The 22,252-nt window shown below is 67.3% G+C and carries 21 protein-coding genes and 1 pseudogene; 8 read left to right on the top strand and 14 right to left on the bottom strand.

The window, feature by feature from the left end; all coding sequences use genetic code 11:
* From A9310_RS19585 to A9310_RS19595, 3 genes are all read left to right on the top strand, one after another.
* A partial coding sequence (locus tag A9310_RS19585) for an IS630 family transposase (protein WP_139104695.1) occupies positions 1-454 on the top strand: 454 nt, incomplete at its 5' end.
* 23 nt (positions 455-477) lie between these two features.
* Positions 478-816, top strand: coding sequence for a hypothetical protein (locus A9310_RS19590; RefSeq protein ID WP_033204248.1), 339 nt, complete (start codon positions 478-480; stop codon positions 814-816).
* Positions 817-987: 171 nt separating this feature from the next.
* Positions 988-1,533 (top strand): RES domain-containing protein, encoded by a 546-nt coding sequence (locus tag A9310_RS19595; RefSeq protein WP_223258854.1) that lies wholly within the window; start codon positions 988-990, stop codon positions 1,531-1,533.
* 181 nt (positions 1,534-1,714) lie between these two features.
* Here A9310_RS19595 and A9310_RS19600 read toward each other — a convergent pair whose 3' ends face one another.
* From A9310_RS19600 to A9310_RS19610, 3 genes are all read right to left on the bottom strand, one after another.
* The gene (locus A9310_RS19600) at positions 1,715-2,164 is read right to left on the bottom strand and encodes an Imm63 family immunity protein (RefSeq protein ID WP_058253051.1); all 450 of its coding nucleotides are present in this window, start codon (positions 2,162-2,164) and stop codon (positions 1,715-1,717) included.
* Positions 2,161-2,874, bottom strand: coding sequence for a TNT domain-containing protein (locus A9310_RS19605; RefSeq protein WP_058253050.1), 714 nt, complete (start codon positions 2,872-2,874; stop codon positions 2,161-2,163). The genes A9310_RS19600 and A9310_RS19605 overlap by 4 nt, the downstream gene beginning before the upstream one ends.
* A gap of 120 nt (positions 2,875-2,994) precedes the next feature.
* Positions 2,995-3,927: an AraC family transcriptional regulator gene (locus tag A9310_RS19610; protein ID WP_058253049.1), complete on the bottom strand. Its 933-nt coding sequence runs from the start codon at positions 3,925-3,927 to the stop codon at positions 2,995-2,997.
* A gap of 238 nt (positions 3,928-4,165) precedes the next feature.
* On the opposite strand from A9310_RS19610, the gene A9310_RS19615 reads away from it, so the two are divergent.
* Together A9310_RS19615 and A9310_RS19620 are read left to right on the top strand one after the other, a co-directional pair.
* The gene (locus A9310_RS19615) at positions 4,166-5,377 is read left to right on the top strand and encodes a cytochrome P450 (protein ID WP_004020850.1); all 1,212 of its coding nucleotides are present in this window, start codon (positions 4,166-4,168) and stop codon (positions 5,375-5,377) included.
* A gap of 1 nt (position 5,378) precedes the next feature.
* On the top strand, positions 5,379-6,422 hold the full coding sequence (locus A9310_RS19620) for a 2Fe-2S iron-sulfur cluster-binding protein (protein WP_065632050.1): 1,044 nt from the start codon (positions 5,379-5,381) through the stop codon (positions 6,420-6,422).
* A gap of 41 nt (positions 6,423-6,463) precedes the next feature.
* On the opposite strand, the gene A9310_RS19625 is transcribed toward A9310_RS19620, so the two are convergent.
* From A9310_RS19625 to A9310_RS19655, 8 genes are all read right to left on the bottom strand, one after another.
* Positions 6,464-7,420: a S9 family peptidase gene (locus A9310_RS19625; protein ID WP_101820400.1), complete on the bottom strand. Its 957-nt coding sequence runs from the start codon at positions 7,418-7,420 to the stop codon at positions 6,464-6,466.
* Positions 7,417-8,988, bottom strand: a complete 1,572-nt coding sequence (locus tag A9310_RS19630; protein WP_065632051.1) for a hypothetical protein — start codon at positions 8,986-8,988, stop codon at positions 7,417-7,419. The genes A9310_RS19625 and A9310_RS19630 overlap by 4 nt, the downstream gene beginning before the upstream one ends.
* 157 nt (positions 8,989-9,145) lie before the next feature.
* Complete coding sequence (locus A9310_RS26515; RefSeq protein ID WP_255220179.1) at positions 9,146-9,277, bottom strand: hypothetical protein; 132 nt, start codon at positions 9,275-9,277, stop codon at positions 9,146-9,148.
* Positions 9,278-9,320: 43 nt separating this feature from the next.
* Positions 9,321-10,160 carry a CoA ester lyase gene (locus A9310_RS19635; protein WP_064572082.1) on the bottom strand — a complete coding sequence of 280 codons (840 nt, stop codon included), beginning with the start codon at positions 10,158-10,160 and terminating at the stop codon, positions 9,321-9,323.
* Positions 10,157-11,320, bottom strand: coding sequence for an acyl-CoA dehydrogenase family protein (locus A9310_RS19640; RefSeq protein WP_004020855.1), 1,164 nt, complete (start codon positions 11,318-11,320; stop codon positions 10,157-10,159). The genes A9310_RS19635 and A9310_RS19640 overlap by 4 nt, the downstream gene beginning before the upstream one ends.
* Before the next feature lie 74 nt (positions 11,321-11,394).
* Positions 11,395-12,780, bottom strand: coding sequence for an MmgE/PrpD family protein (locus tag A9310_RS19645; RefSeq protein ID WP_065632052.1), 1,386 nt, complete (start codon positions 12,778-12,780; stop codon positions 11,395-11,397).
* Complete coding sequence (locus A9310_RS19650) at positions 12,777-14,018, bottom strand: CaiB/BaiF CoA-transferase family protein (RefSeq protein WP_065632053.1); 1,242 nt, start codon at positions 14,016-14,018, stop codon at positions 12,777-12,779. Before A9310_RS19650 ends, A9310_RS19645 begins: the two co-directional genes overlap by 4 nt.
* Positions 14,015-14,569, bottom strand: a complete 555-nt coding sequence (locus tag A9310_RS19655; RefSeq protein ID WP_065632054.1) for a MaoC family dehydratase — start codon at positions 14,567-14,569, stop codon at positions 14,015-14,017. Before A9310_RS19655 ends, A9310_RS19650 begins: the two co-directional genes overlap by 4 nt.
* A gap of 255 nt (positions 14,570-14,824) precedes the next feature.
* Here A9310_RS19655 and A9310_RS19660 point away from each other — a divergent pair, with 255 nt between their 5' ends.
* The 3 genes from A9310_RS19660 to A9310_RS19670 all read left to right on the top strand — a co-directional run bounded on the left by A9310_RS19660 (position 14,825) and on the right by A9310_RS19670 (position 20,065).
* Complete coding sequence (locus A9310_RS19660; RefSeq protein WP_065632055.1) at positions 14,825-16,903, top strand: hydantoinase/oxoprolinase family protein; 2,079 nt, start codon at positions 14,825-14,827, stop codon at positions 16,901-16,903.
* 1 nt (position 16,904) lies between these two features.
* Positions 16,905-18,725 carry a hydantoinase B/oxoprolinase family protein gene (locus tag A9310_RS19665; protein WP_065632056.1) on the top strand — a complete coding sequence of 607 codons (1,821 nt, stop codon included), beginning with the start codon at positions 16,905-16,907 and terminating at the stop codon, positions 18,723-18,725.
* 128 nt (positions 18,726-18,853) lie between these two features.
* On the top strand, positions 18,854-20,065 hold the full coding sequence (locus A9310_RS19670; RefSeq protein ID WP_083207459.1) for an amidase: 1,212 nt from the start codon (positions 18,854-18,856) through the stop codon (positions 20,063-20,065).
* 21 nt (positions 20,066-20,086) lie between these two features.
* Here the strand turns inward: A9310_RS19670 and A9310_RS19675 are convergent, their stop codons facing one another.
* From A9310_RS19675 to A9310_RS19685, 3 genes and pseudogenes are all read right to left on the bottom strand, one after another.
* Positions 20,087-20,812, bottom strand: a complete 726-nt coding sequence (locus tag A9310_RS19675) for a FadR/GntR family transcriptional regulator (RefSeq protein WP_065632057.1) — start codon at positions 20,810-20,812, stop codon at positions 20,087-20,089.
* 128 nt (positions 20,813-20,940) lie between these two features.
* Positions 20,941-21,195, bottom strand: a complete 255-nt coding sequence (locus tag A9310_RS19680; protein WP_058253038.1) for a hypothetical protein — start codon at positions 21,193-21,195, stop codon at positions 20,941-20,943.
* A gap of 143 nt (positions 21,196-21,338) precedes the next feature.
* Positions 21,339-22,252: pseudogene (locus A9310_RS19685) on the bottom strand (transposase); the annotation flags it as partial.

Genomic DNA, 22,252 nt, shown 5'->3' on the forward strand with positions numbered 1-22,252 from the left:
CTCCAGTCTGTACGCGGCGTTGGACATCGCGTCGGGAAAAGTGATCGGTTCGCTTCACTCACGGCATCGGGCAACAGAATTCATCGGGTTTCTCCGCAAGATCGACGCCGAGGTGCCCGACGAGCTCGACGTCCACCTGGTCATGGACAACGCCTCTACCCACAAGACGCCCGCGGTCAAACGATGGCTGACCTCGCACCCACGATTCGTTGTCCACTTCACCCCGACGAGCTCATCCTGGATGAACCTCGTCGAACGCTGGTTCGCCGAACTGACCACCAAGAAGCTCCAACGCTCCCCCCACCGCACCGTGAGAGCGCTCAACGCCGACATCAGAGCATGGATCGAGACCTGGAACGACAACCCCCGCCCCTACGTGTGGGTCAAGACCGCTGACCAGATCCTCGACTCCATCGCCCACTACTGCACACGAATTAATGACTCAGAACACTAGCTGCCTACGCCGAGGCGGCTCGTATGTCGCAGCCCGAACTGGTGGCTGCGTTGCGAGATCTGCTCGGCGCGCGGCTGGTCGCCTACCTGGGTCGGGTGAGCGAGACCCGGGCGGTGCGGCAATGGGCTGACGGCACCCGCACCATCGCCAACCCCGAGGACGTCGAACGGCTCCGGATCGCCTACCGCGCCGCCCGCCTGATCACCGAACGCGACACCCCCGCCGTCGCACAAGCCTGGTTCCAGGGCCTCAACCCGGTCCTCGACGACCGGGCGCCGGCATTGCTGTTGCGCGACGGCGAGCTCGCCGACGTCGGACCGCAAGTACTCGCCGCCGCCCGCCAATTCGCCGCGGTGGGATGAACCAACCACAGCCTTCGACGATCAGCACCCCGCACGGCCCGATCACCACCAGCATCCGGACTGCCACGCCCATATATCGAGTCGGATACGCGCCCAGCCCGTGGGAGTGGACACCATGGGAGTACGCCACCGACGACCGCTTCGCCGGCCGCTGGGACGACCCCGACGGGGGTGTGGCGCACCTTGTACTGCGCCGACACTCCCCTGGCCTGCTACCTCGAAGTCCTCGCCTTCGCCCGACCCAGCCCACAACTGATCGCCGAGCTCGACGACATCGTCGTCGACGAGGAAGACGAGCAGGACTACCCCGCGCTGCCGCCCGGCCACGTTCCGCGATCGTGGTGCGATCTACGGATGATCGGTCACGGCACCCTGACCGGACGGTTCGCGGTGCCCGCCGACCCGGACAGCCTCGCCACCCTCCGGACGGTGTTTCGGCCGCTCGCGATCCGCTACGGGCTCGATGACCTCGACACCGCCGCGTTGCGGGACGGCCGGCCCCGCGGGCTCACCCAGGCCATCTCCCGCTGGATTTACGCCCTCACCGACCACGGCCATGCAGCGGTCGACGGGATCGAGTTCGACTCCCGACACGGCGACCAGCTGCGCATGTGGGCGCTCTATGAACGCGCCGCCGACCCCGACATCAGCCCCACTCCGGCGTTCTCGACCACTCCCCCATTGACGCCGCGGATCCACAACTGGCCCGCGCCCTGACCCTCTTCGGACTCGAGTGGACTCCACATAACCGGCCTGAAACAGGCTGTGCCGCATCGTCGAACGAGCATGAGGATAGCTCGACCAACCGTGGTGGTCCTACGATCGTCTTCAAGTTCGGGATAGCGAACCTGCACCGCTACGCCGCCCACACCGGTGGACGCCGATTCCCAACCTCGTCTCAGCCGGGATGCCGGCCCGGCAGTTGCGCCAGTTCACGATCGTCGGCTCCCTGGTCGACCAACCTTGTCCGGGTCCGCTCCAACCACGCACGGGCCCACTCCGGGTCGGCCGCGGTCAGCATCCGATACTGTTCTGCCCATATGCGGCGCAGATAGTCGGGCGCGCCGGGCGAGTGCAGCCGATACGACGCCGCTTCGGCGATCGCCACCGCAACCCAGCTCAGAAACTCCTCTGGATCGCTGGACTGCCGGTCGAACATCACCGTGCCGCGTTCGCGGATGATCAAGTGCCACACACCGTCCGAGTCACGCACGCACGAGGGCGTCGCGTCGTCGGGGATGTGACCCAGGCGAGGCACATCGGACGGCTCCGCCGACATCGTCGCCGCGAGATCGGCTATCCGGCTGCGCATCTCGGGGTCGAGCTGGTCGTCGGCGCCCGACGTCATCCGGGGAAGACGCTCTCGAGCACACCCGAACACAGCAACCACTGGGTGTTGACGAAACCGCTTGTCTCGTTGAAACATCCGCGATGGTCCTCGATCAACCCGGGATCGAGGAGCTGCTGGTCGATCTGATATTGAATGCCGCCGCCCGGCTGACCGAAGCCCTTGGCGATACGTCCGATCCACACCTTCACCGGGCGCATGACCACGTACACGTGATAGTTGCAGAACTGAGGGTTGTCTTTGTCGACGAGGTTCTCCGGCGGAAGCGCCCGCCTCTTGTAGTGCGTGCCCGCGGGGGCCAGGAAGCGACCATTGGCGGGACCATAGCGATCTATCCGCTTGTTCGGGTTGAGGGTGGTCACCGACTTCTTGGCGGACCCGTCGGGGTTCAGCGTGTATCCGTCGTGGTCCGGATAGTCCCACTTGTCCCCTTTCCGATACGTCTGCAGGAACTCGCTCGGACTCAGACCCGCGAGCCGGTCGTAACCCCTCAACTGCGGACCCACCGGGGCATCGGTCGCCAGAATCTTCGGACCGAACAGTTCGTCGTTGTACAACAACTGTGCGGAACATCCACCCGCCTCCGGCCCGCCCAGCGATCCGAAGTCCAACGATCTCAGGGGATTCGGTGCGGCCGCCGCGACCCCTCCCCCGGACACCGCCAGCGCAAGACTGAAGAAGATGGCGAGCAGAGCATGGCGACGTTTCATGGCCGCGCCTTTCGATGGGTACGTCCGGAGGTCACGCAGTGCGGAAACTAACCGATCGACGACACGATGGGGCCTGAACTGCAAAGGTCCGACTCAGATTCGACCGGACGTCCCAAAGGGCTACCGCCGACGGTGTTCCGACGGCGGGATGCCGTAGCGCTTCTTGTACGCGGCCGCCAGCCGACTGGGGCTCGAAAAGCCCCATCGCGCAGCAACTTCGGCCACCGTGTCGGTGTTGTCCGGTTCGGTGAGGTCGTGGTGAGCCCGGTCGAGTCGGATGTCCCGCAGCGTCTGGGTCGGACTCGCACCGACGTGTTCGGCGAAGCCCTCCTGCAGTCGTCGGAGGCTCGAGCCGCTCAGTTCGGCCATGTCCGCCAGACGCCAGTCGCGTCCGGGATCGTCGTGCAACGCGTCGAGCACGCGCTTGACCATCCGCGGGCGCAGACCGGTACCCGCCTCTTCCGGAGAGACAGCGAGGAGGAACGCGCTGCTGATCGCGCTCGCCAGCTGCGGTCCGACCAGCGGGTTCGACAGGAGGTCGGCGGGTTCGCGCACCTGAGCCGACAATGCACGCACGAGCCCGAACCATGCCTGTTGGTCGGGTCCGGCGAGATCCAGCTGATCCGGCAGCCGCAACTGTGAACGCAGCGCCGACGCCCGGACCCGGTCGGCCTCACGTTCGAGGTACTCGGCGTCGAACTTCACCCCGACCACGACGCAGTCCGCCGACCACCGGGTGATCGTCGACGGGCGGTCCGCGGTGAAGACCGTGGCCGTCCCCTCCTCGGACGTCGTCTGCACCGATCCGGCGCGCGAGTCCAGGACGCCGCGGACCGGGATGTTGATCTCGTAGGCGCCCGGATAGTCGCAGGAGATGGAGACATCGGTCCCCCAGTTGAGCTTGCCGATCGTGACCGGTCCCAGCTCGACGGTCTGCAGGTTCAGATTCAGCTGATCCGGCGACGACAGCGCGGTCAGCTCATGCGGGAAGTACACCTCTTCGACGGCACGATGCGCCGTCTCCCAGTCGCTGGTCGATGTCGTGCTCCGCATGGACTTCTTCCTCGTACTCCGGTCGCGCAGGGTCGTGCATCTCGATTCAACCCGGTGACACACGACACTCGCCACCCGGTTCGGAGACTGCGATCACATTGCCGCGCGATCGGTGCCGCCGACGCGCGAAGCGTATCGACCGCCCGGTCGGCGGTCCCTAATGTCACCTCGCACCGGGTCGCCGACAACCTGCCGGCCGCCGCCCCCGGCTCTCGAGACGAACACAGCGGAGGAACCCATGACCAGCACCATGTCGTGGATCGACGACATCACGATGACCGAACTCGAACGCAACCCCTACCCCGTCTACGAACGGCTTCGCGCCGAGGCGCCGCTCGCCTATGTCCCGGTTCTCGGGTCGTATGTCGCGACGACCGCGGACATCTGCCGGTCGATCGCCACCAGCCCCGACTTCGAGGCGGTGATCACCAAGGCCGGCGGCCGTACCTTCGGACACCCGGCAGTGATCGGGGTGAACGGTGCGATCCACGACGACCTACGGTCGATGGTCGATCCAGCCCTGCAACCCCAGGAGGTCGACCGGTGGATCGACGACCTCGTCCGGCCGATCGCCCGCCGGTACCTGAGCGACTTCGAGGACGTGGGGCGCGCCGAACTCGTCGCCCAGTACTGCGAACCCGTCAGCGTGCGCGCGCTCGGCGACCTTCTCGGCCTTCAGTCGGTGAGTTCGGACAAGTTGCGCGAATGGTTCCACAAACTGTCGGCGTCGTTCACCAACGCGGGAGTCGACGAGAACGGCGAGTTCACCAACCCGGACGGCTTCGCCGAGGCCGACGCCGCGAAGCTGGAGATCCAGTCGATCGTCAATCCGCTGATCGACAACTGGATCGAGAATCCCGACGACAGCGCGATCTCCCACTGGTTGCACGACGGTATGCCCGAGGGACAGACGCGCGACCGCGACTACATCTACCCGACGCTGTACGTATACCTCCTCGGAGCGATGCAGGAGCCTGGCCACGCCATGGCCTCCACACTGGTCGGCCTCTTCAGCCGGCCGGACCAATTCGAGCAGGTCGTCGACGAGCCGAACCTGATCCCGCGCGCGATCTCGGAGGGCATGCGGTGGACGTCACCGATCTGGTCGGCCACGGCCCGGATCAGTACGAAGGACGTCGAGGTCGCGGGCGTCGACCTACCGGAGGGCTCAGTGGTCCTGATGTCGTACGGTTCGGCCAATCATGACCACTCCGTCTACGAGGCACCGTCGGACTACGACATCACCCGACCGCCGTTGCCGCATCTCGCATTCGGTGCCGGCAACCACGCCTGCGCAGGAATCTACTTCGCCAATCACGTGTGCCGGATCGGACTCGAGGAGCTGTTCGAGTCCATCCCGAACCTCGAGCGCGACAACAGCAGCGACGTCGAGTTCTGGGGTTGGGGTTTCCGCGGGCCGACGTCACTGCACACGGTGTGGGAGGTGTGACGTGTCCGACCCGACGACCCGGCCCGGCCCGACGACCTTCCGAATCGACGCCGGCAACACCTCGGTGACCTGCGGTGACGGACAGCGAGTTCTCGATGCCCTGTTGCGCCAGGGGGTGTGGATTCCCAACTCCTGCAACCAGGGCACCTGCGGCACCTGCAAGGTCCGGGTGATCGACGGCATGGTGACCGCCCCGCCTGCCCCCGACAGTGTCCTGTCCGACGCCGAGCAGCAGCAGGGATACGTGCTGTCGTGTCAGTCGACACCCATCACCGACATCGCCGTCGAACCGCCAGCCGCCGAGTGCGGCGAGCGCCATCACCTGTTGCGCGATGTCGCCGGAACGGTCGGTTCGATCACCGCGGTGGCCGATGACACCGTGTCCATCACGGTGTCACTCGACGAACCGTTCGAGTTCACGGCCGGCCAATACGTCGAGTTGTCGATCCCGGGCACCGGCCAGACCCGGCCGTACTCGATGGCCAACCCGCCCAGCGAATCCGACACTCTCGAGTTCCACGTCCGAAGGCAGCCAGACGGTCTCGCCACCGACCGGTGGATCTTCGATTCCCTGACGGTCGGGGCGGCGGTGTCCATGACGGGACCGTGGGGCGACTTCTGCCATCAGCCGGGCGAACCCGACGTCGGGCTCATCCTGCTCGCCGGGGGCACCGGTCTCGCGCCGCTGAAGTCGATCGCGAGAGCAGTACTCGACGCCGACCCCGATCGTGAGATCCACGTCTACCACGGCGTCCGCACCGAGGCCGAGCTGTACGACGTCGACTTCTGGCGCGCACTCGAGACCGAGCACCCGAATGTCCGGTACACGCCCTGCCTCAGCCGCGAAGAGTGGAGCGGCCGTACCGGTTACGTCGGTGACGCGATGATGGCCGACTTCGACTCCTGCCGCAACCACTCGGCATACCTCTGCGGCCCGCCCGCGATGGTCGAGGCGGGGGTCCGGGCCCTCAAGCGACGACGCATGCCGCCCCGGCGGATCAAGCGGGAGAAGTACACGCCCGCAGCGAGTCTCGTGACCCTCTGAGCCGGCCCGGAGGCACTGTTGTTCCGGTGCCGACGACCAGCTCAGGCCACGTCCTGCACATCCGCCGCCGACGCTCCGGAGATGATGTCGAGGACCCGCGGGTACTCGGGCGCAGTCGAGGTGACCACCGACCCGTGGTTGCCGCCACGGATGAGAACGGCCTCGGCGTCACCGCCGTCACGCACGACGGCGGCGACGTAGCGTTGCGAATTGGCCGGCGCGACCATCCGATCGGCGGTTCCGTGAACGGCGACCACGGGGGTGTCGGGATCGATGTTCTGGATGGGATCGACCATCGTGTACCGCTGCGGGACCTGCGCCGGGGTGCCGCCGAGGGCGGTCACGATCCGGTCGTCGCCATGCGTGGCCGCATAGGTCATGTCGAGTGGACCGGCGAGCGAGACGACCCGCGTCGGGCGAAACAGCGGCCGCGCACCGACCTCGTCGTCGTCCAGTTTGTGCCGGGTGCCGCCCCAGACCGCGAGTTGCGCTCCGGCACTGTGCCCGACAACCAGCTCGTCGTCGGTGTCGATCTGCGGGAACTGCCGGTCCACCACGACGACGTGGTCCAGGGCGCTCGCGACGTCCCGGAACGTCGTCGGCCAACCACCGCCCGATCCGACGCGGCGGTATTCGATGTTGTACACGGCCATGCCCCGATCGGCCAGGTCTCGTGCCAGCGGCTCGAAGACGTCGGCCCCGAGGGCGCTCTGCCAGGCACCGCCGTGGATGAGGACCACCAGCGGGATCGTGTCGACCCGTTGCTCACCCGCGGGCAGGTACAGCTCGGCCCAATTCTGTTCGGAGTCACCATCGTCCGGCGTCGGGTAGTCGAACCGGTGGACGGTCACCTCGTCGAGGTACTCGACCGGGGCGGCTGTGGCACTGCTGCTGGGGGTCGGGGTCGGCGTGGTTCCCGTGGAGCACGCGGACAGTCCCAACACGCCGGCGACGACGACCCCCAGTGCGATGCGGACGCGACGCGACGTGGCCGTCACCGCACGCTCAGCGGTACAGGCGTGATCGACGCGCCGCTACGCAGGGTCGCCGGCAGCGGTCCGAACCCGGGCCACAGATTCACCGGCACCGTGACCGTCGCGCCCGCGGGCAGCGAGATCGACGTCGGGCTGACCGCGACGCGATCGGTGAAGGTGTCGCTTCGTTCGACCTCCAGTCGGAGCCGCTGTGCCCGTCCTTCGGATCGAACGGTCACTCCCGACGGAGAGGTGGCCCCCACCGAGACCGCCGAGCCCGGGCCGATCGCCAACTGCGTGGTCTCGGTCGACAGTGATCGCAGCGAATTCTCGGTCGCGACTTCGAACTCCGCGGTCGACGGTGCCGACGAGGTCACCCGCATCCCGTGCCGGGCCGGATCGGCGTCGATGACCGCGACCGCACCCGCGGGCACCTCGAGATCACCCATCGCGACCACGCCGCCCGCGCTGAGCACTGTGGCGTCGATGTCCGCGGTCCGACCCGCTTCCACCCCGTCCACGACGATCCGGAACTTCCGGTTCGCGGGCACTGTGAACGTCGCGGAGTTGTCGTTGTTGAACAAGATCTTCTTGTCGACACCAGGGATCGCACGACCGGCGGGATCGGTGACCCGCACATCCCAGTCGACGTCGCCGACACCGCGCGCACCGCCGTTGTTGTCCGACACCATCACGACCGTCTCGTCGTTGCGCAGCTCCGGATCCTGATGACGTGCCAGGATCGGTGCCAGCGGAACAAGCATCATCTTGTTGGCCGGCGACCCCTGGAACAACAGTGTCGGCTCGGACGGGTTGGTGGCCGTCGAGTAGTACCAGCTGTTGGCAGCCGGGTCGGCGACGATCATCTTCTCCACGCCGGGGAAGTTGTTGTCGTAGACGACGATGCCGCGCTTGCCCTGCCCGAGGTCGCGGATGGCGATCGGGTTGATGGCGTGCCCGGCGCTCTGCTCCTCATCGGTGTAGATCGCCAGGACGTAGTTGTCGTTGCGCGCCCACGCCGAGCGCAGTCGGGACAGCGCCTCTGTGACGGTGACCTCTGACTCGAGGAGGTCGGTGGGCGGGAAGCCCTGGGTGATGAACATCCGCGCGATGAGTTCGTCGAGCGGCGCCGACGGGCCGATGCTGTAGACGGACTGCCACGGCATCGCCAGCGGGAACGGGTTCAACCGCTTGGTGGCATACAGTCCGGCCAGGGCGGCCATCCCGAAGCAGTGCCCGCCCGCCATCGACTCGTTGAATTCCTGCTGGACGAGCTCGGCAACCGTCGTCGGCGAACAGACTCCGACCACGATTCGGGCGCAGACCTCGTCACCGAAGACCGCCCGCATGCCCTCGATGCTCAAACCACGAGTGTGCAGAGCGTCGTTCGGCCCCCAGTTCTCGAACGAGAAACCGTCCCGTTTGACCTGGAAGTCGGCCTGCGCGACGAGCTTTCCGGCCTTGGGGTTCACCACGGGCGCCGCCTGCGACGGACCGGGGGCGACGATCGCCAAACCTGCGGCCACCGCCAGCACAAGTGCCGTCACCGAGAGACGCACCAGCCATCGATTACCGCGCGTGCCTGTGAGCATCGCTAAACACTAGCGGACAATTCAGACACCGCCCGAGTAGCCGGTGAATTCACCGGATCGATTTCTGAAATACGTCCCAAAATGTTTGTTGCGGCAGTTCGGCCCGCAATTCGGACCGAGCTGCCGCAACGTGATTGCGGGTTGTTTCGGGATTCCCCTACTTGACGCCCGAGAACACGTACTGCAGTACGGCCAGTGCCAGTTCGTTGTCCTGGATCGCCTGCCACAGGATGTTGTCCACCATGTTCGTCTCCGTTTCGATGTTCGCGTGAGGGGTCGGGTCCGGCACCGAGCAGGAAACCGTGGGTCGCCCCGCCCCGGCGCTGTCGATCCTACGTCGACTGCCGGGCGAGAGTTCGCCGGGCGATCCGCGCGACCGCCTCGTCGATCAGACGGCCCGCACTGTCGGTGGCCGCGGCGCCTCCCGCGGCGTCGAAGGCGGTCAGGACGTCGCGGGCGGAGGCGACCTCGGCGTCGGTCGGCGCCATCCCTGCTCGGGCAGGGGCGATCTGTCGCGGGTGGATGCAGGCGCGCCCGAGGAACCCGAGGGCGGTCAGCCGTCGGGTCTCGTCGGCGAAGCCGTCCGGGTCGTCGATGACCGGCGACGCCGCGCCGAGCGGTGGACCGATCCGCGCCGCCGCCGACGCGGCGACCACCTGCGAGCGTGCCCACAGCAGTTCATTGCCGACCACCGAGGTGACCCCGAGGTCGGCGGCGAGATCGACTTCCCCGATCTGGACGAACTCGACCCGCGGTCCGGCCGCGATCGACGCCGCGTTGCAGAGTCCGGCCCCGGTCTCGATCAGCGGCGACACCGGTGTGCGGGGTCGTCCCCACTCGGCCTCGAGCTCGGCCAGCATGGTGTCCACCCGCTCGAGCGTCGCCGCGTCGTCGACCTTGGGCAGCCAGACGCCGTCGGCGCCGGCCCGCACCGCCATGGTGAGGTCGTCGAGGAGTTCGGCTCCGGGGTTGACCCGCACCCAGACGGGGACGCCGTCCCGGTCGCGGTTCTCCAGCCACGCGCCGACGGCGATGCGTGCGGTGTCCTTGCCCGACAACGGCACCGCGTCCTCCAGGTCGAGGACCACGGCATCGGTCCCCGACCCGACCGCCTTGTCGAAGCGCTCGGGCCGGTCGCCCGGGACGTACAGGAAGACCAGCGTCTGCGTCATCCGACCGTGACGGTGCCGTTGACGAGCGCCTTGGCGATGACCGTGCGCATGATGTCGTTGGTTCCCTCGCCGATCGACATCAGCGGCGCGTCCCGGTAGTAGCGCTCGACGTTGAACTCGGTCGAGTAGCCGTATCCGCCGTGGATGCGCATCGCCTCGAGGCTCGCGGTGATCGCGGTCTCCGACGCGAAGTACTTCGCCATGCCGGCCTCGCCGTCGACGCGGGCACCCGAATCCGCCTTGGCCGCTGCCCAGTACGTCATCAGACGCGCCGCCTGCAGCTGGGTGGCGATGTCGGCGAGCTTGAGCTGGATGGCCTGGAAGTCCGAGATCGGCTTGCCGAATGCCGTCCGCTCACGTGAATAGTTGAGCGCGGCGTCGTACGACGCCTGCGCGATGCCGACGCTACGGCCGGCGATGTTCAACCGACCGATCTCGAGGCCCGACAGCGCCTGCTGCATGCCCCGGCCCTCGACGCCGCCGAGCAGCGTCGACTGCGGGACGCGCACCTCATCGAGGAAGATCTCGCACGACTCGGTGCCCTTGTAGCCGAGCTTGCCCATGTCCCGCTGGACCTCGAAGCCGGGCGTGGTGGTGTCCACCAGCAGGATGCTCATGCCCTTGTGCGCCGGAGTGGCCGACGGGTCGGTCTTCACCAGTACCGGAAGCACATTCGCGTGGCGCGCGTTGGTGATCCAGGTCTTGGTGCCGCGGATGACGTAGTCGTCGCCGTCCTTGGTGGCGGTCGTCTTGATGCCCTGTAGATCCGTTCCGGCCCCCGGCTCGGTGAGGCCGATTCCGGTGCGGCACTCACCACTTGCCAGGCGCGGGAGCCACTGTGCCTTCTGTTCGTCGGTGCCGTGGCGCGCGATCATCCAGCAGGACAGGTTGTGACTGCCGAGGATTCCGGCGATCCCCATCCAACCGCGTGCGAGCTCCTCGTAGACGAGGGTGAAGGACACCATGTCGAGTTCGAGTCCGCCGAATTCCTCCGGCGTGGTGATCCCGAACAGACCCATCTCCCGCAACCGGTCGACGATCTCGGTGGGATACCGGCCGGTGCGCTCCCACTCGTTGGCGACCGGGATGATCTCCTTGTCGACGAGCTGGCGCAGGGCGGCGCGGAAGTCGCGCTGTTCGGAGTTGAAACTGAAATCCATTGTGATCCTTGCTCTCAGGCGTGACCGGACGGGTTCGCGGCGGCAAACCCACGGCGAGATGGGCGTGGTGTGCGTCAGCCGGCGGCGACGATGGTCGTCGCGAGGGTGGTGATCGGTACGACCGACGATGCGTTCGGGAGACCGAACACCGCGTCGACGAGGTCATCGGAGGCATCTTCGCCACCGCTGTTCCCGCGGAACTTCGCGGCCACGGCGGCGTCGTCCATCGGTCGGCCCGAAGTGCCACGGCTGCACGGCACCTCGCCGACGACCCGGGAGCCGTCGGCGAAGGTGATGACCGCCCGGCCGGCGGCGTCGGCGGCCGGGCGGTCATCGGGCACGGTGGTGACCTCGACGAGTCCCGCGGTGGTCGCGACCTCGGGGCGCCCGATCGAGTCCACAGCGTAGGTGTCCACGGTGACGGCACCGTCGTGCACGAGGGCGGCGACGCTCCACGGCAGATCGAACTTGGCGTCGTAGGCGCTGCGCGGGCTGCGGGTACCGGTGCCCGGGCCGCAGACGATCTCGACGCTGTCGGGGTGGACGTCGACGGCGATGCTCGTGATGTTCCCCGGCGTGATCTCGCGACCCTGCTCACCGGCCGTGACCAGTGCGGCGCCGACCGCGTCGAGCGCGGCATGCATCAGCTGGCAGCTCGGGTACGGCTTGATGCCGATACTGGCACTCTCCCAGCGGGTTCCGAGGTCGGCCACGATGGTGTCGGGATCTATCTCGCGATCGGCCAGCGCACGGTACAGACCGCGGCGGCCTTCGAGCACCGACTCGGGTCCGCTCGCCCCGGCCACCGCGAGCCGCGCGGCCAGGACACCGCTGAAGCCCGCGTTCCCGGGGTGCAGGGTCTTGGTGTTCGCGCCGGTGTCGAGGAACTCGAGGAGCCCACCCGACGACGACGCGGCGATGCCGATCGCGTTGGTGAGCACATCGGTCCCGGCGCCGTACAGCAATCCGGCGGCGACGGCACCGGCGAGCGGACCGACGACGGCGGTGGCGTGCAGTCCGCGCGCATGGAATCCGTGGGGCGCGGCCGCGCCGAGACGGCACGCGACCTCGAGCCCGGCCACCAGCGCGACGACGGTGTCGGCGCCGGTCGCGTCGACCTCCTCGGCGACCGCCAGCACCGCCGGGGCCACGACCGTCGTCGGGTGCACCAGCGCGCCGGCGTGCGTGTCGTCGAAGTCGAGCGCATGCATCAGCACGCCGTTGGCGAACGCCGCCGCGGGGGACGAGATCGCCTCGGCATCTCCGAGCGGGTGGGCCTGGGCGGGACCGCCGAGCGCGCGAGCCACCGTCAACCCCGGTCCGCCCTGGTCGAGGCGCCGGGCCCCGATCCCGTTGCCGATGCCGTCGAGCAGGTGTCGGAGTGCGGCGCGGCGGGTGGTCTCGGGGATGGCGTCGATGCTCAGGCCGGCGGCCCAGCTCGCGAGTCGGCGGGCGGTCACGACGGGGCCTGACCGGAGGGGGCCTGACCGGAGGGAGTCTGGGCGACCGCGCCGAAGGCGCCGCCGTCGACGAGACCACGGACGTCGTCCGCGCTGTAGCCCAGCAGACCCATCACCTCGTCGAAGTTCTCGTTGCGATGCGGTGCCCGACGATACTCCGTCTTGTCCGTGCCGAAACGCACCGGCGAGGTCACCTGCCGGACCTCACCCCACACCTCGTGTTCGGTGGTGGCGATGAGACCGCGTGCGAGCGTGTGCTCCTCGGTGAGCGCCTGCTCGACGTCGTTGATCGGCCCGGTGGGAACCCCCGCGTCGGTAAGCAGCGACACCCAGTGGTCGACGGTCGACTCGGCGAATCGCTTCTCCAGGATCGGCAGCAGCTCGTCCTTGTGCTGTCCGCGGGCGGCGAAGTCGGTGAACCGCGGATCGTCGAGCAGCTCGGCCAGACCGATGGCCTCGGCGAGGCGCACCCAGAACTTCTCCTTGGCGCAGCCGACGACGAACCAACCGTCGGTGGCCTCGAAGGCCTGGAACGGCACCAGCGACGGATGCGCCGAGTTCTTGGTGCGACCCGGACGGTAACCGGCATTGAGATGCCATGCGGCCGGGTAGGTGAGCATGGAGACCGCGGTGTCGTACAGCGAGACGTCGCAGTCGCCGCCGACACCATCGCGGCGCGCGGCGTGCAGACCGGCCATCAGGCTCAGGGCGGCGACGAATCCGCCGGAGAAATCCACAAGGGACAGACCGGATTTCGTGGGCGGTCCGTCCGGATCGCCGGTGAGGTCCATCCAGCCGGCCAGGCCCTGCAGGATGTAGTCGTAACCGGGCTGCTTGGCGCGCGGACCGGTCATGCCGAAGCCGGTCAGGCTGCAGCAGACGATCGCCGGGTTGAGGTGTTTGAGATCGTCGTAGGTGATCTTGATCTTCGCCGGGACGTCGCCGCGCAGATTGGAGTAGACCGCGTCGCTGGTCCGGACGAGGTCCTCGAACACCTTGCGGCCGCCGGGGGTCGCGAGATCCAGTGAGAGACTGCGCTTGTTGCGATTGAAGGCCTCGAAGAACAGGGAATCCTCGCCCGAGTTGTACGGGGGGACATACCTTCCGACGTCGCCGCCGGACTGCGGCTCCTCGATCTTCAGCACGTCCGCGCCGAGGTCGGCGAGGTGGACGCTGCCGAACGGGCCGGCGCCGTACTGCTCGATGGCGATGATGCGGACGTCCTCGAGCGGCTTCATCCGACGCTCCCCTCGGTGGTTCCGGTCAGCTCGGTCAGGGACGGGGCCTTGACCTCGGGGAAGTAGTTCTGTCCGATGCCGCTCTCGCGGGTCGCGACCATCACCGAACGCTTCCAGGAGATGACGACCTCGCCGTCCTGGTTGATCCCGCGGGTCACCATCGACACGATCCCCGCGTAGGGACGGGACTGGGACAGGCGCAGGTCGGTGCAGATGCTCTCGGCGTAGATGGTGTCGCCGACGTAGACCGGGTGGGCCAGTTTGACGTCGGTGAACTGCAGGTTCGCGACCGCGTTCTGGCTCATGTCGATGACCGAGAGTCCGAGGACCAGGGCGATGGTCAGACCCGAGTTCACGATGACCTTGCCGTCGGTGATGGGATTCGTCGCGGCGAGGTGGGAGTTGAAGTGGTTCTGGTTGGTGTTCATCGACAGGCATGTGATCCACGCGTTGTCGGTGTCGGTGATGGTGCGGCCCATCGGGTGTTGGTAGACGTCGCCCACGACGTAGTCCTCGAAGAAGCGTCCGAGAGTGGCGGGATGGGTGGTCAATGGTCCTCCTCAGGGTGCGGCGTCGTGGAATGCACACAACGAGCCGTGACGCGGACCACCATAAACATCTGATCTTTAGAACGTCAAGGATCTCGTCATCCTGGCAATACCCTGAGTTTCGCCGCAGGTGTTGCCGAAACCCTCCGATGTATTGCATGATGCGCCGGAGCGCAGCTATGGCTCAGATCACTCCCGTCATCGGGGACACAGCTGAAGACGTCGGGGTGACGGCATGTACAGAGGAAGCGAGTTTCGATGAAGCGAATCGGCGTGGATGTGGGCGGCACGTTCACCGACCTGGTCCTGTGGGACGACGACGGGACGGTCACGGTGCACAAGACGCCGTCGACCAACCACGATCCCTCGATCGGCACGATGGACGGGATCGGGGTGCTCGCCGAACGCGCGGGCATCGACGTCGCGGACATCGAGATGTTCTTCCACGGCACGACCGTGGCCACCAACATCGTGCTGGAGCACAACGGCAGTGACGTCGGCATGATCACCACCGACGGCTTCCGGGACATCCTGCACATCGCGCGCAAGAAGCGCCCCCTGAACTACTCCAACTACCAGGATCTGCCGTGGCAGAAGTGGCAGCTGGTGCCCCGTCGCAACCGGCGCACCGTCGCCGAGCGGATGGACGCGGCCGGAAACGTGCTCACCCCGCTCGACGAGGACGCCGTTCGCCGCGAGGTGGGCCTGCTCCGCGAGCGCGGTGTCGAGGCCATCGCGGTGGCCTTCCTGCACGCCTACCGCAATCCGGCCCACGAGCACCGCGTCCGGGACATCATCGCCGAGGAGTACCCCGGCGTGTTCGTCTCGCTGTCCAGCGACGTCGCCTCGCAGTACCGCGAGTACGAGCGCTTCTCCACCACCGCGCTCAACGCGTTCGTCGGCCCCAAGACCTCCCGCTACATCGAGAACCTGGCCGGCAAGGCCAAGGCCGCACAGGTCGGCGAGGACGTCCACCTGATGACCTCCGCCGGCGGTCTCGTCACGTCGCGCAGCGCCAGCGAGGTCCCGGTCTCGCTCCTGACCAGCGGTGTCGTCGCCGGACTCCTCGGCGGCTGCTTCATCGGCAAGGCGTCGGGCTACCCGAGCGTCATCACCCTCGACGTGGGCGGCACCTCCGCCGACATCGGCGTCGCCCCCGACGGCAAGCTCCGCATGAAGCACCTGCTCGACACCCGCATCGGCGACTACCACGCGATGGTGCCGATGGCCGAGGTCGACACCATCGGTGCCGGCGGCGGATCCATCGCCAGCATCGACGAGGGCGGCATGTTCCGCGTCGGACCGCGCAGCGCCGGTGCCATGCCCGGCCCGGCCTGCTACAACCGCGGCGGCACCGAACCCACATCCACCGATGCGATGGTCGTCATGGGCTGGCTCCGCGAGGACAGCTTCCTGTCGGGAACCATGGAGGTCAAGACCGAACTCGCCACCGAGGCGGTCCAGACCCACATTGCCGACAAGCTCGGTGCCGACATCGAGCACGCGGCGATGGGCATCTTCCAGATCCTCGCGCACTCGATGACCGAGGCCATCTCGCTGCACTCGGTGCGCAAAGGCTATGACCCGCGCGAGTTCTCGTTGGTCGCCGAGGGTGGCGCCGGACCCCTGTACGCCTGGCAGATCGCCGAACACCTCGGCATTCCGCGTGTCATCGTGCCCGGCCACCCCGGGATCACCTCGGCGGTCGGCCTGCTGACCACCGATGTTCGCTACGAGGTGCCGACCACCGTGTGGACCTCGTCGGCCGAACCCGATCTGGAGTTGCTGCGTCGCGAGATGGACCGGCTGTCCGAGCAGGCCGTCGCCCAGCTTCGCGCCGACGGTATCGCCGAGCACGCGATCACTCTCGAGCGCAGCGTCGACTGTCGTTATGTCGGACAGGGTTACGAGCTCCGGGTGCCCGCACCTGCCGGCGACATCACCGACGAATGGGTCGAGAAGACCGCGGCCACCTTCCACGAGGTCCACGGCCGTACGTATTCGCAGCGCTTCGACGACAAGCCGGTCCAGCTGGTCAACATCCGCGTGACCGGGGTGGGCGCGGTCGAGCACATCCGCATCGCCGAGATCGAGAAGGGCGACGCGGACGCGTCGTCGGCGATCAAGGCCACCACCCGCGCGCTGTTCTGGAAGAACGACTCGGCCGATCCGGAATGGGTCGACACCCCCATCTACGACCGCGCACTCTTCAAGGCGGGCAACACCTTCGACGGTCCCGCGATCGTCCAGCAGTTCGACTCGACGACCATCGTCGGCATCGGACAGAAGGCCACGGTCGACGCCGTGGGCCACATCATCATCGAGAGGAGCGCCTGACATGGCGAAAGCTCTGATGCCCACGGACGGCGTTTCGCTCGCCGCCGAGGCCAACCGGACCTGGAACACCGTCGAGGTCGACCCGATCACCCTGCGCGTCATCGGTGGTGCGCTGAACTCGATGGCCAAGGAGATGGCCCAGGTCCTCTACCGGATGGCCTACTCGAGCCTCATCCGCGAGTCCGAGGACCTCGGCGCCGGCATCTTCGACGTCAACGGCCGCGAGCTGTGCGAGTCGGATTCGACTCCGATGCACTGTGGTTCGATCCCCGCGTACATCCGCGGCGTGAACCGCAAGCTCGCCGGCACGTACAAGCCCGGTGACGTGATCCTGCACAACCACCCGTATCACGGTGCCGCACACTCCCCCGACTACGGCGTGATCATCCCGATCTTCTGGGAGGGTGAGCACATCGGCTTCGCCGGCTGCACCGGTCACGTCTCCGACATCGGCGGCAACTTCCCAGGTCTGTGCATGGACGTCGTCGACGTCTGGGCCGAGGGCAAGCTGATGGACTCGATGAAGATCTACGACGGCGGCGTCCGCAACGACATGCTGATCCAGCACATCCTGGACAACGTGCGCACCCCGGAGCAGAACCGCGGTGACCTCGAGGCGCTGATCGCCTGCTCGCGCATCGGTGAGAAGCGGTTCGTCGAACTGCTGGAGAAGCACGGGCTCGACACCGTCATGAGTGCAGCCGACCGCTGGATGGACTACTCGGAAGAGATGCTTCGCAGCCGGATCCGGCAGATCCCCAACGGGAGCTACGAAGCACCGATCGGCTACCTCGACGACGACGGCAAGAACCGCGGTGTGCCGCTGAAGGTCGCGGTCCGCGTGCAGGTCGAGGACGAAGACGTCCTCATCGACCTCACCGGTTCCAACGACCAGGTGCCGACGGCGTTCAACGTGCCGTTCGAGGGTTCGGTGCTGCCGGTCGCGGTCAGCGCCATCCGCACGATCCTGCTCGACGAGCACCTCACCGAGGAGTTCGTCCCGCAGAACGACGGTTGCTTCCGTCCGGTGCGCGCCTACGCGCCGGAGGGCACGATCTTCAACCCGGACTTCCCGGCGTCGTGCTTCGCACGCTTCTCGCAGGTGAACCGCATCTTCGACTCGATCAACCTGGCGCTCGCGCCGGTGCTGCCCGAGCGGGCGATCGCCGGTTCATCGGCCGCCCTGTGCGCCATCGCCTACTCCGGTCTGGCCGAGGACGGCGAGTCGTACTGGGTGTACATCGAGATCAACGAGGGTTCCTACGGCGCCCGTAACGGCAAGGACGGCATGGACGCCGTCGACGCCCTGATGGCCAATACCCGTAACAACCCGATCGAGGAGCTCGAGCTCAACCACGCGATGCGTGCCGAGCGCTACGAACTCCGCGACGAGTCACCGGCTCCCGGCCAGTGGCGCGGCGGCATCGGCAGCGTGCGGACCTGGTACATGCAGACCGACACCTTCCTGGGGTCGGAAGCCGACAACCGGACCGACCCGCCCGCCGGCGCTCTCGGCGGCGGCGGCGGCGCGTCGGGATCCTTCGTCCGCAATCCCGGTACCCCGGACGAGGAGGTGCTGTTCTCCAAGGTGACCCAGGAGGTCATCCGCGAGGGCGAGCGTCTCGAGATCCGGATGCCGTCGGGCGGCGGCTTCGGCGATCCGTTCCTGCGCGACCCGTTCGCCGTCCTCTCCGACGTGTGGGACGAGTACCTCACCGCCGAGGAGGCACGCCAGGACTACGGTGTCGTCGTGAACACCGACGACTGGACGGTCGACGCAGCGGCCACCGAGCAGCTGCGTTCGTCGCGGGTGGCGTCCTGAACAGTTCGACAGGAAGGGCCGGTGATTCTGTCGCCGGCCCTTCCGGCGTCGGTGGCAATCGGCCCGCTCGCTCCGCTCCCAGGGCGGGCGGGAGTTCCTCTGCCGAAATCGTCTCGCTCGCTGAGCATTTGAACACGGTCATCTCGTGGGTGCCCGAGGAGCTCGGCGTCGATCCCGGGGTTGAGTCCGGCCCGCTGTCCGGGGTGCGGATCGGTGTGAAGGACAACATCGAGGTCGGCGGGGTGCGGTCCACCTGTGGGTCGAAGTACTTCGCCGACCGGGTGGCGGAGTCCGATGCAGTCTGTGTCGGTGCGTTGAAGCGTGCGGGTGCGACGATCACCTCGACGTTGAACCTCGCCGAGTTCGCGGTCGGTGTGACGAGTCAGAATTCGGCCTCGGGCGGGCCGGTGAACCCGTGGGACCCGACGCGTGTGCCGGGCGGATCGAGCGGCGGTTCCGGTGTCGCGGTGGCGGCGGGAGTCGTCGATGTGTCGCTCGGTACCGACACGGGTGGATCGATTCGGTTGCCCGCCGCGTGCTGCGGCGTGACCGGTCTGCGGCCGTCGGTCGGCGTGCTCGACATGTCCGGGATCTTCCCCGTCAGTGCGGACTTCGACACCGTCGGTCCACTGGCACGATCGGCCGCTCTGGTCCGTGACACGTTCGCGGTGCTCGCCGGCACCGATCCGACGCCGCTGCGGATCGGACCGCTGCGCATCTCGATGCCGTGGCCGTTCGTCACCGACGACGTGGATCCGGCAGTACGGAATGCGATGACCGGCGTCGCGGACCTGCTTCGCGAACTGGGTCACAGCATCGTGAATGTGCCGGTACGTCACAGCGAGTCGGCACAGGACGTCGTCTACACCCTCATCTACTCGGATCTGGCGGAGGCCCACGCCGAGCGGTTGAACGATGAGCCGAGCCGGTTCCAACCCGCGACCCGGGAACGAATCCGTCTGGGCCTGAGCATCTCCGACGAGGAGGTCGTGGCCGCTCGGCGACAGCGAGACGTGTTCCGTGCCGGGACCGCTGAGCTGTTCGGCGAGGTCGATGTGGTCCTCACCCCGGCGATGCCCGGCGACGTCCCGCCGCTCGGTGGAGGTGATGCCGTTGTGGCGCAGGCGCGTCGGATGGGACAGCTCACCTACCCGTGGTCGCTGCACGACGGTCCGACCCTGGCGCTACCGGTGGGCGTGCATCCGTCCGGCATGCCCATCGGGGCGCAGTTGACCGCGGCGAGAGGTGGCGAGGGAACGCTGTTCGCACTCGCCGATCAGTTCCAGGCGCACACCGACTGGCATCGGCGACTCCCGCCGGTCCGGGTCGGTGTGGGCTGAACTCGGGCGGGGCGGGCCTGCTCAGCCCTGGCGTCTGAGCAGGTCCATCTGCTTGTAGACGTCACCCAGGTGGTCGAGGTGGCGTCGCATGAGGGTCATCGCCGTCATGGAGTCCCGCTTCTCTACCGCATCGAGGATGGCGCGGTGGTCCTCGTCGACGCACTTCCAGAAGTCCTCGGGCGCGGCGTCGCGGCTGAATCGACTGCCGATGACGCGGAAGACCGGCACGGTGATCAGGTCGAGAAGCGGATTGTCCGCGGCCCGGAGCAGCACGCGGTGGAACTCCTGGTTGTTCGCATACACCTCCGGACCGATCTCGCCCGAGGCGTCGAAGATGGTGGCGCGCAACTCTTCCAGGTGTGCGTCGGTGTGGCGGTACGCGGCCACGCCGGCGGCCGGGACCTCGGTGAGCTGCCGGACCTCCATCAGTTGGTCGACAGTCACGCCCTCGGCCGCCGCGAGCAGCGTGACCCCGGCTTCGAGGTGAGCGCTCAGTTGGCTGATGTCGGGGGTGGCGACAAACGTTCCACCGGTGACCCCGCGCGTCGTGTGGACGAGATTCTCGCTGGCGAGCGACCGGATGGCCTCCCGGACGGTGCTCTGCCCCACGCCGAACTCGGCCCGCAAGTCTGTGTCGGGTGGCAGCCGGGTACCGGGGGTCAGTTCACCCGCCAGGATGCGTACGCGAAGCGCGTCGGCCACGACCTGGTACGCCGGGCGTCGGCCAGACTTATTCGCTTCCGTCACAACATCTTCCGATCGTGGATGGGGTGTGATCCAACTTACCAGATCGGCGAGGCGGAGACGACGCTGCGCCAAGGGTTTTCGGATGCGGCCTGGCGGGGGTGGACCCCGGCGTGGTCAGCTCCGGTACGTCACGCCGGTCGTCGGCGCCCTGCTCGTCGAGTCGACGCCTCCACCTCGGCAATCGCGGAACGGAGCATCTCCGCGAAGTGGCTCCAGTACGCGGCCTCGTCGTCGTAGAACCGGATGGTCCGCGAATCGGCTGCTACCAACCGGGCGCCGTTTGCTCGGCTCTGCCAGTTCTCCCACTGGTCCTCACACACTTCGAGATAACCGGCGAGCGTCGCAGCGTCGTGGTTCTGAAATGCAGCGATCCTGCTCGGCATCGAAGTCCCCTCGTCCCGGTGTCAGTCGTGCACACGCTATGCCGTGGGTACGACAATTCTGAGGTGCGAGCGAAGCGAGCCAACGTCTGCTCCCTGAGGTGCGAGCGAAGCGAGCCACGAAGACATCCCAGGGGTGCAAGGTGTCAAGCGGCGAGGTTGGCGCGGTGGTTCCAGGCGGTGTGTTCGTTGTAGAGGGTGCGGTGTTTGAGGCAGCCGTGGAGGATGCCGATGAGCCGGTTGGCGAGCGCACGCAAGGCTTGGGGGTGGGACTTCTTCTGATCTCGCAGGCTGTCGTAGTAGACGCGGGCGCCGGGACTGCCGGTCAACGCGCTTTGCGCCATCGCCATGGCGGCGGCGTTGAGGCGGGTGTTGCGGATATGGCGGGCCAGCACGACGTGCCCTTTGCCTGAGGCGATGGTCCGTGGTGAGGTGCCGGCATAGTTTCTGCGAGACTTGGCGGTGGCATAGCGTTCGGGGTCGTCCCCGAACTCGCCAAGCATCCGGGCGCCGGTGATGTCACCGACTCCGGGCATGGACAGGTAGATCTCGGCGTCGGCGATGCGCTCTAAAAGACTGGGCCATACTGGTTTCCAGTTGATCAATTTGGGTGTTGAGCGTCGTCAGCATGTTCACCGTCACGGTCACGGTCGCCGCATACGCTGCGGTAAGTGCCTCCGGTGCGCTCAGATGACCGCCCCCACGCAGGGCCTGCTGGATCTCGCGGGCACGGGTATCGGTATTGCGTTGGCGGCCAACCTTTTTCAGAGCTGATCGGATCGCCGCGACCGTCAGTGCCGCTCCCTGTCGTGGGGTGGGAGCGCGACGCAACACCGCCAGGCAGTCTTTGTGGGCGAGGTCGCCGCCGAAGGCATCGACCGCGGCCGGATAGTAGGCGCCCAGTTGAGCGCGCAACACGTTCTGTTGTGCTGAGCGCGCCCACACCAGATTCTGATGCGTACGGGCCATCACCGTGATCGCCTTGACCTCGACGGTGTCGGCGGCGACCAATCGATGATTGTGCCGGTCGGTCCGCACCAGATCAGCCAGCGTTTTCGCG

This window comes from Gordonia sp. UCD-TK1 (assembly GCF_001691435.1).
Taxonomy (GTDB): Bacteria; Actinomycetota; Actinomycetes; order Mycobacteriales; family Mycobacteriaceae; genus Gordonia; species Gordonia hongkongensis.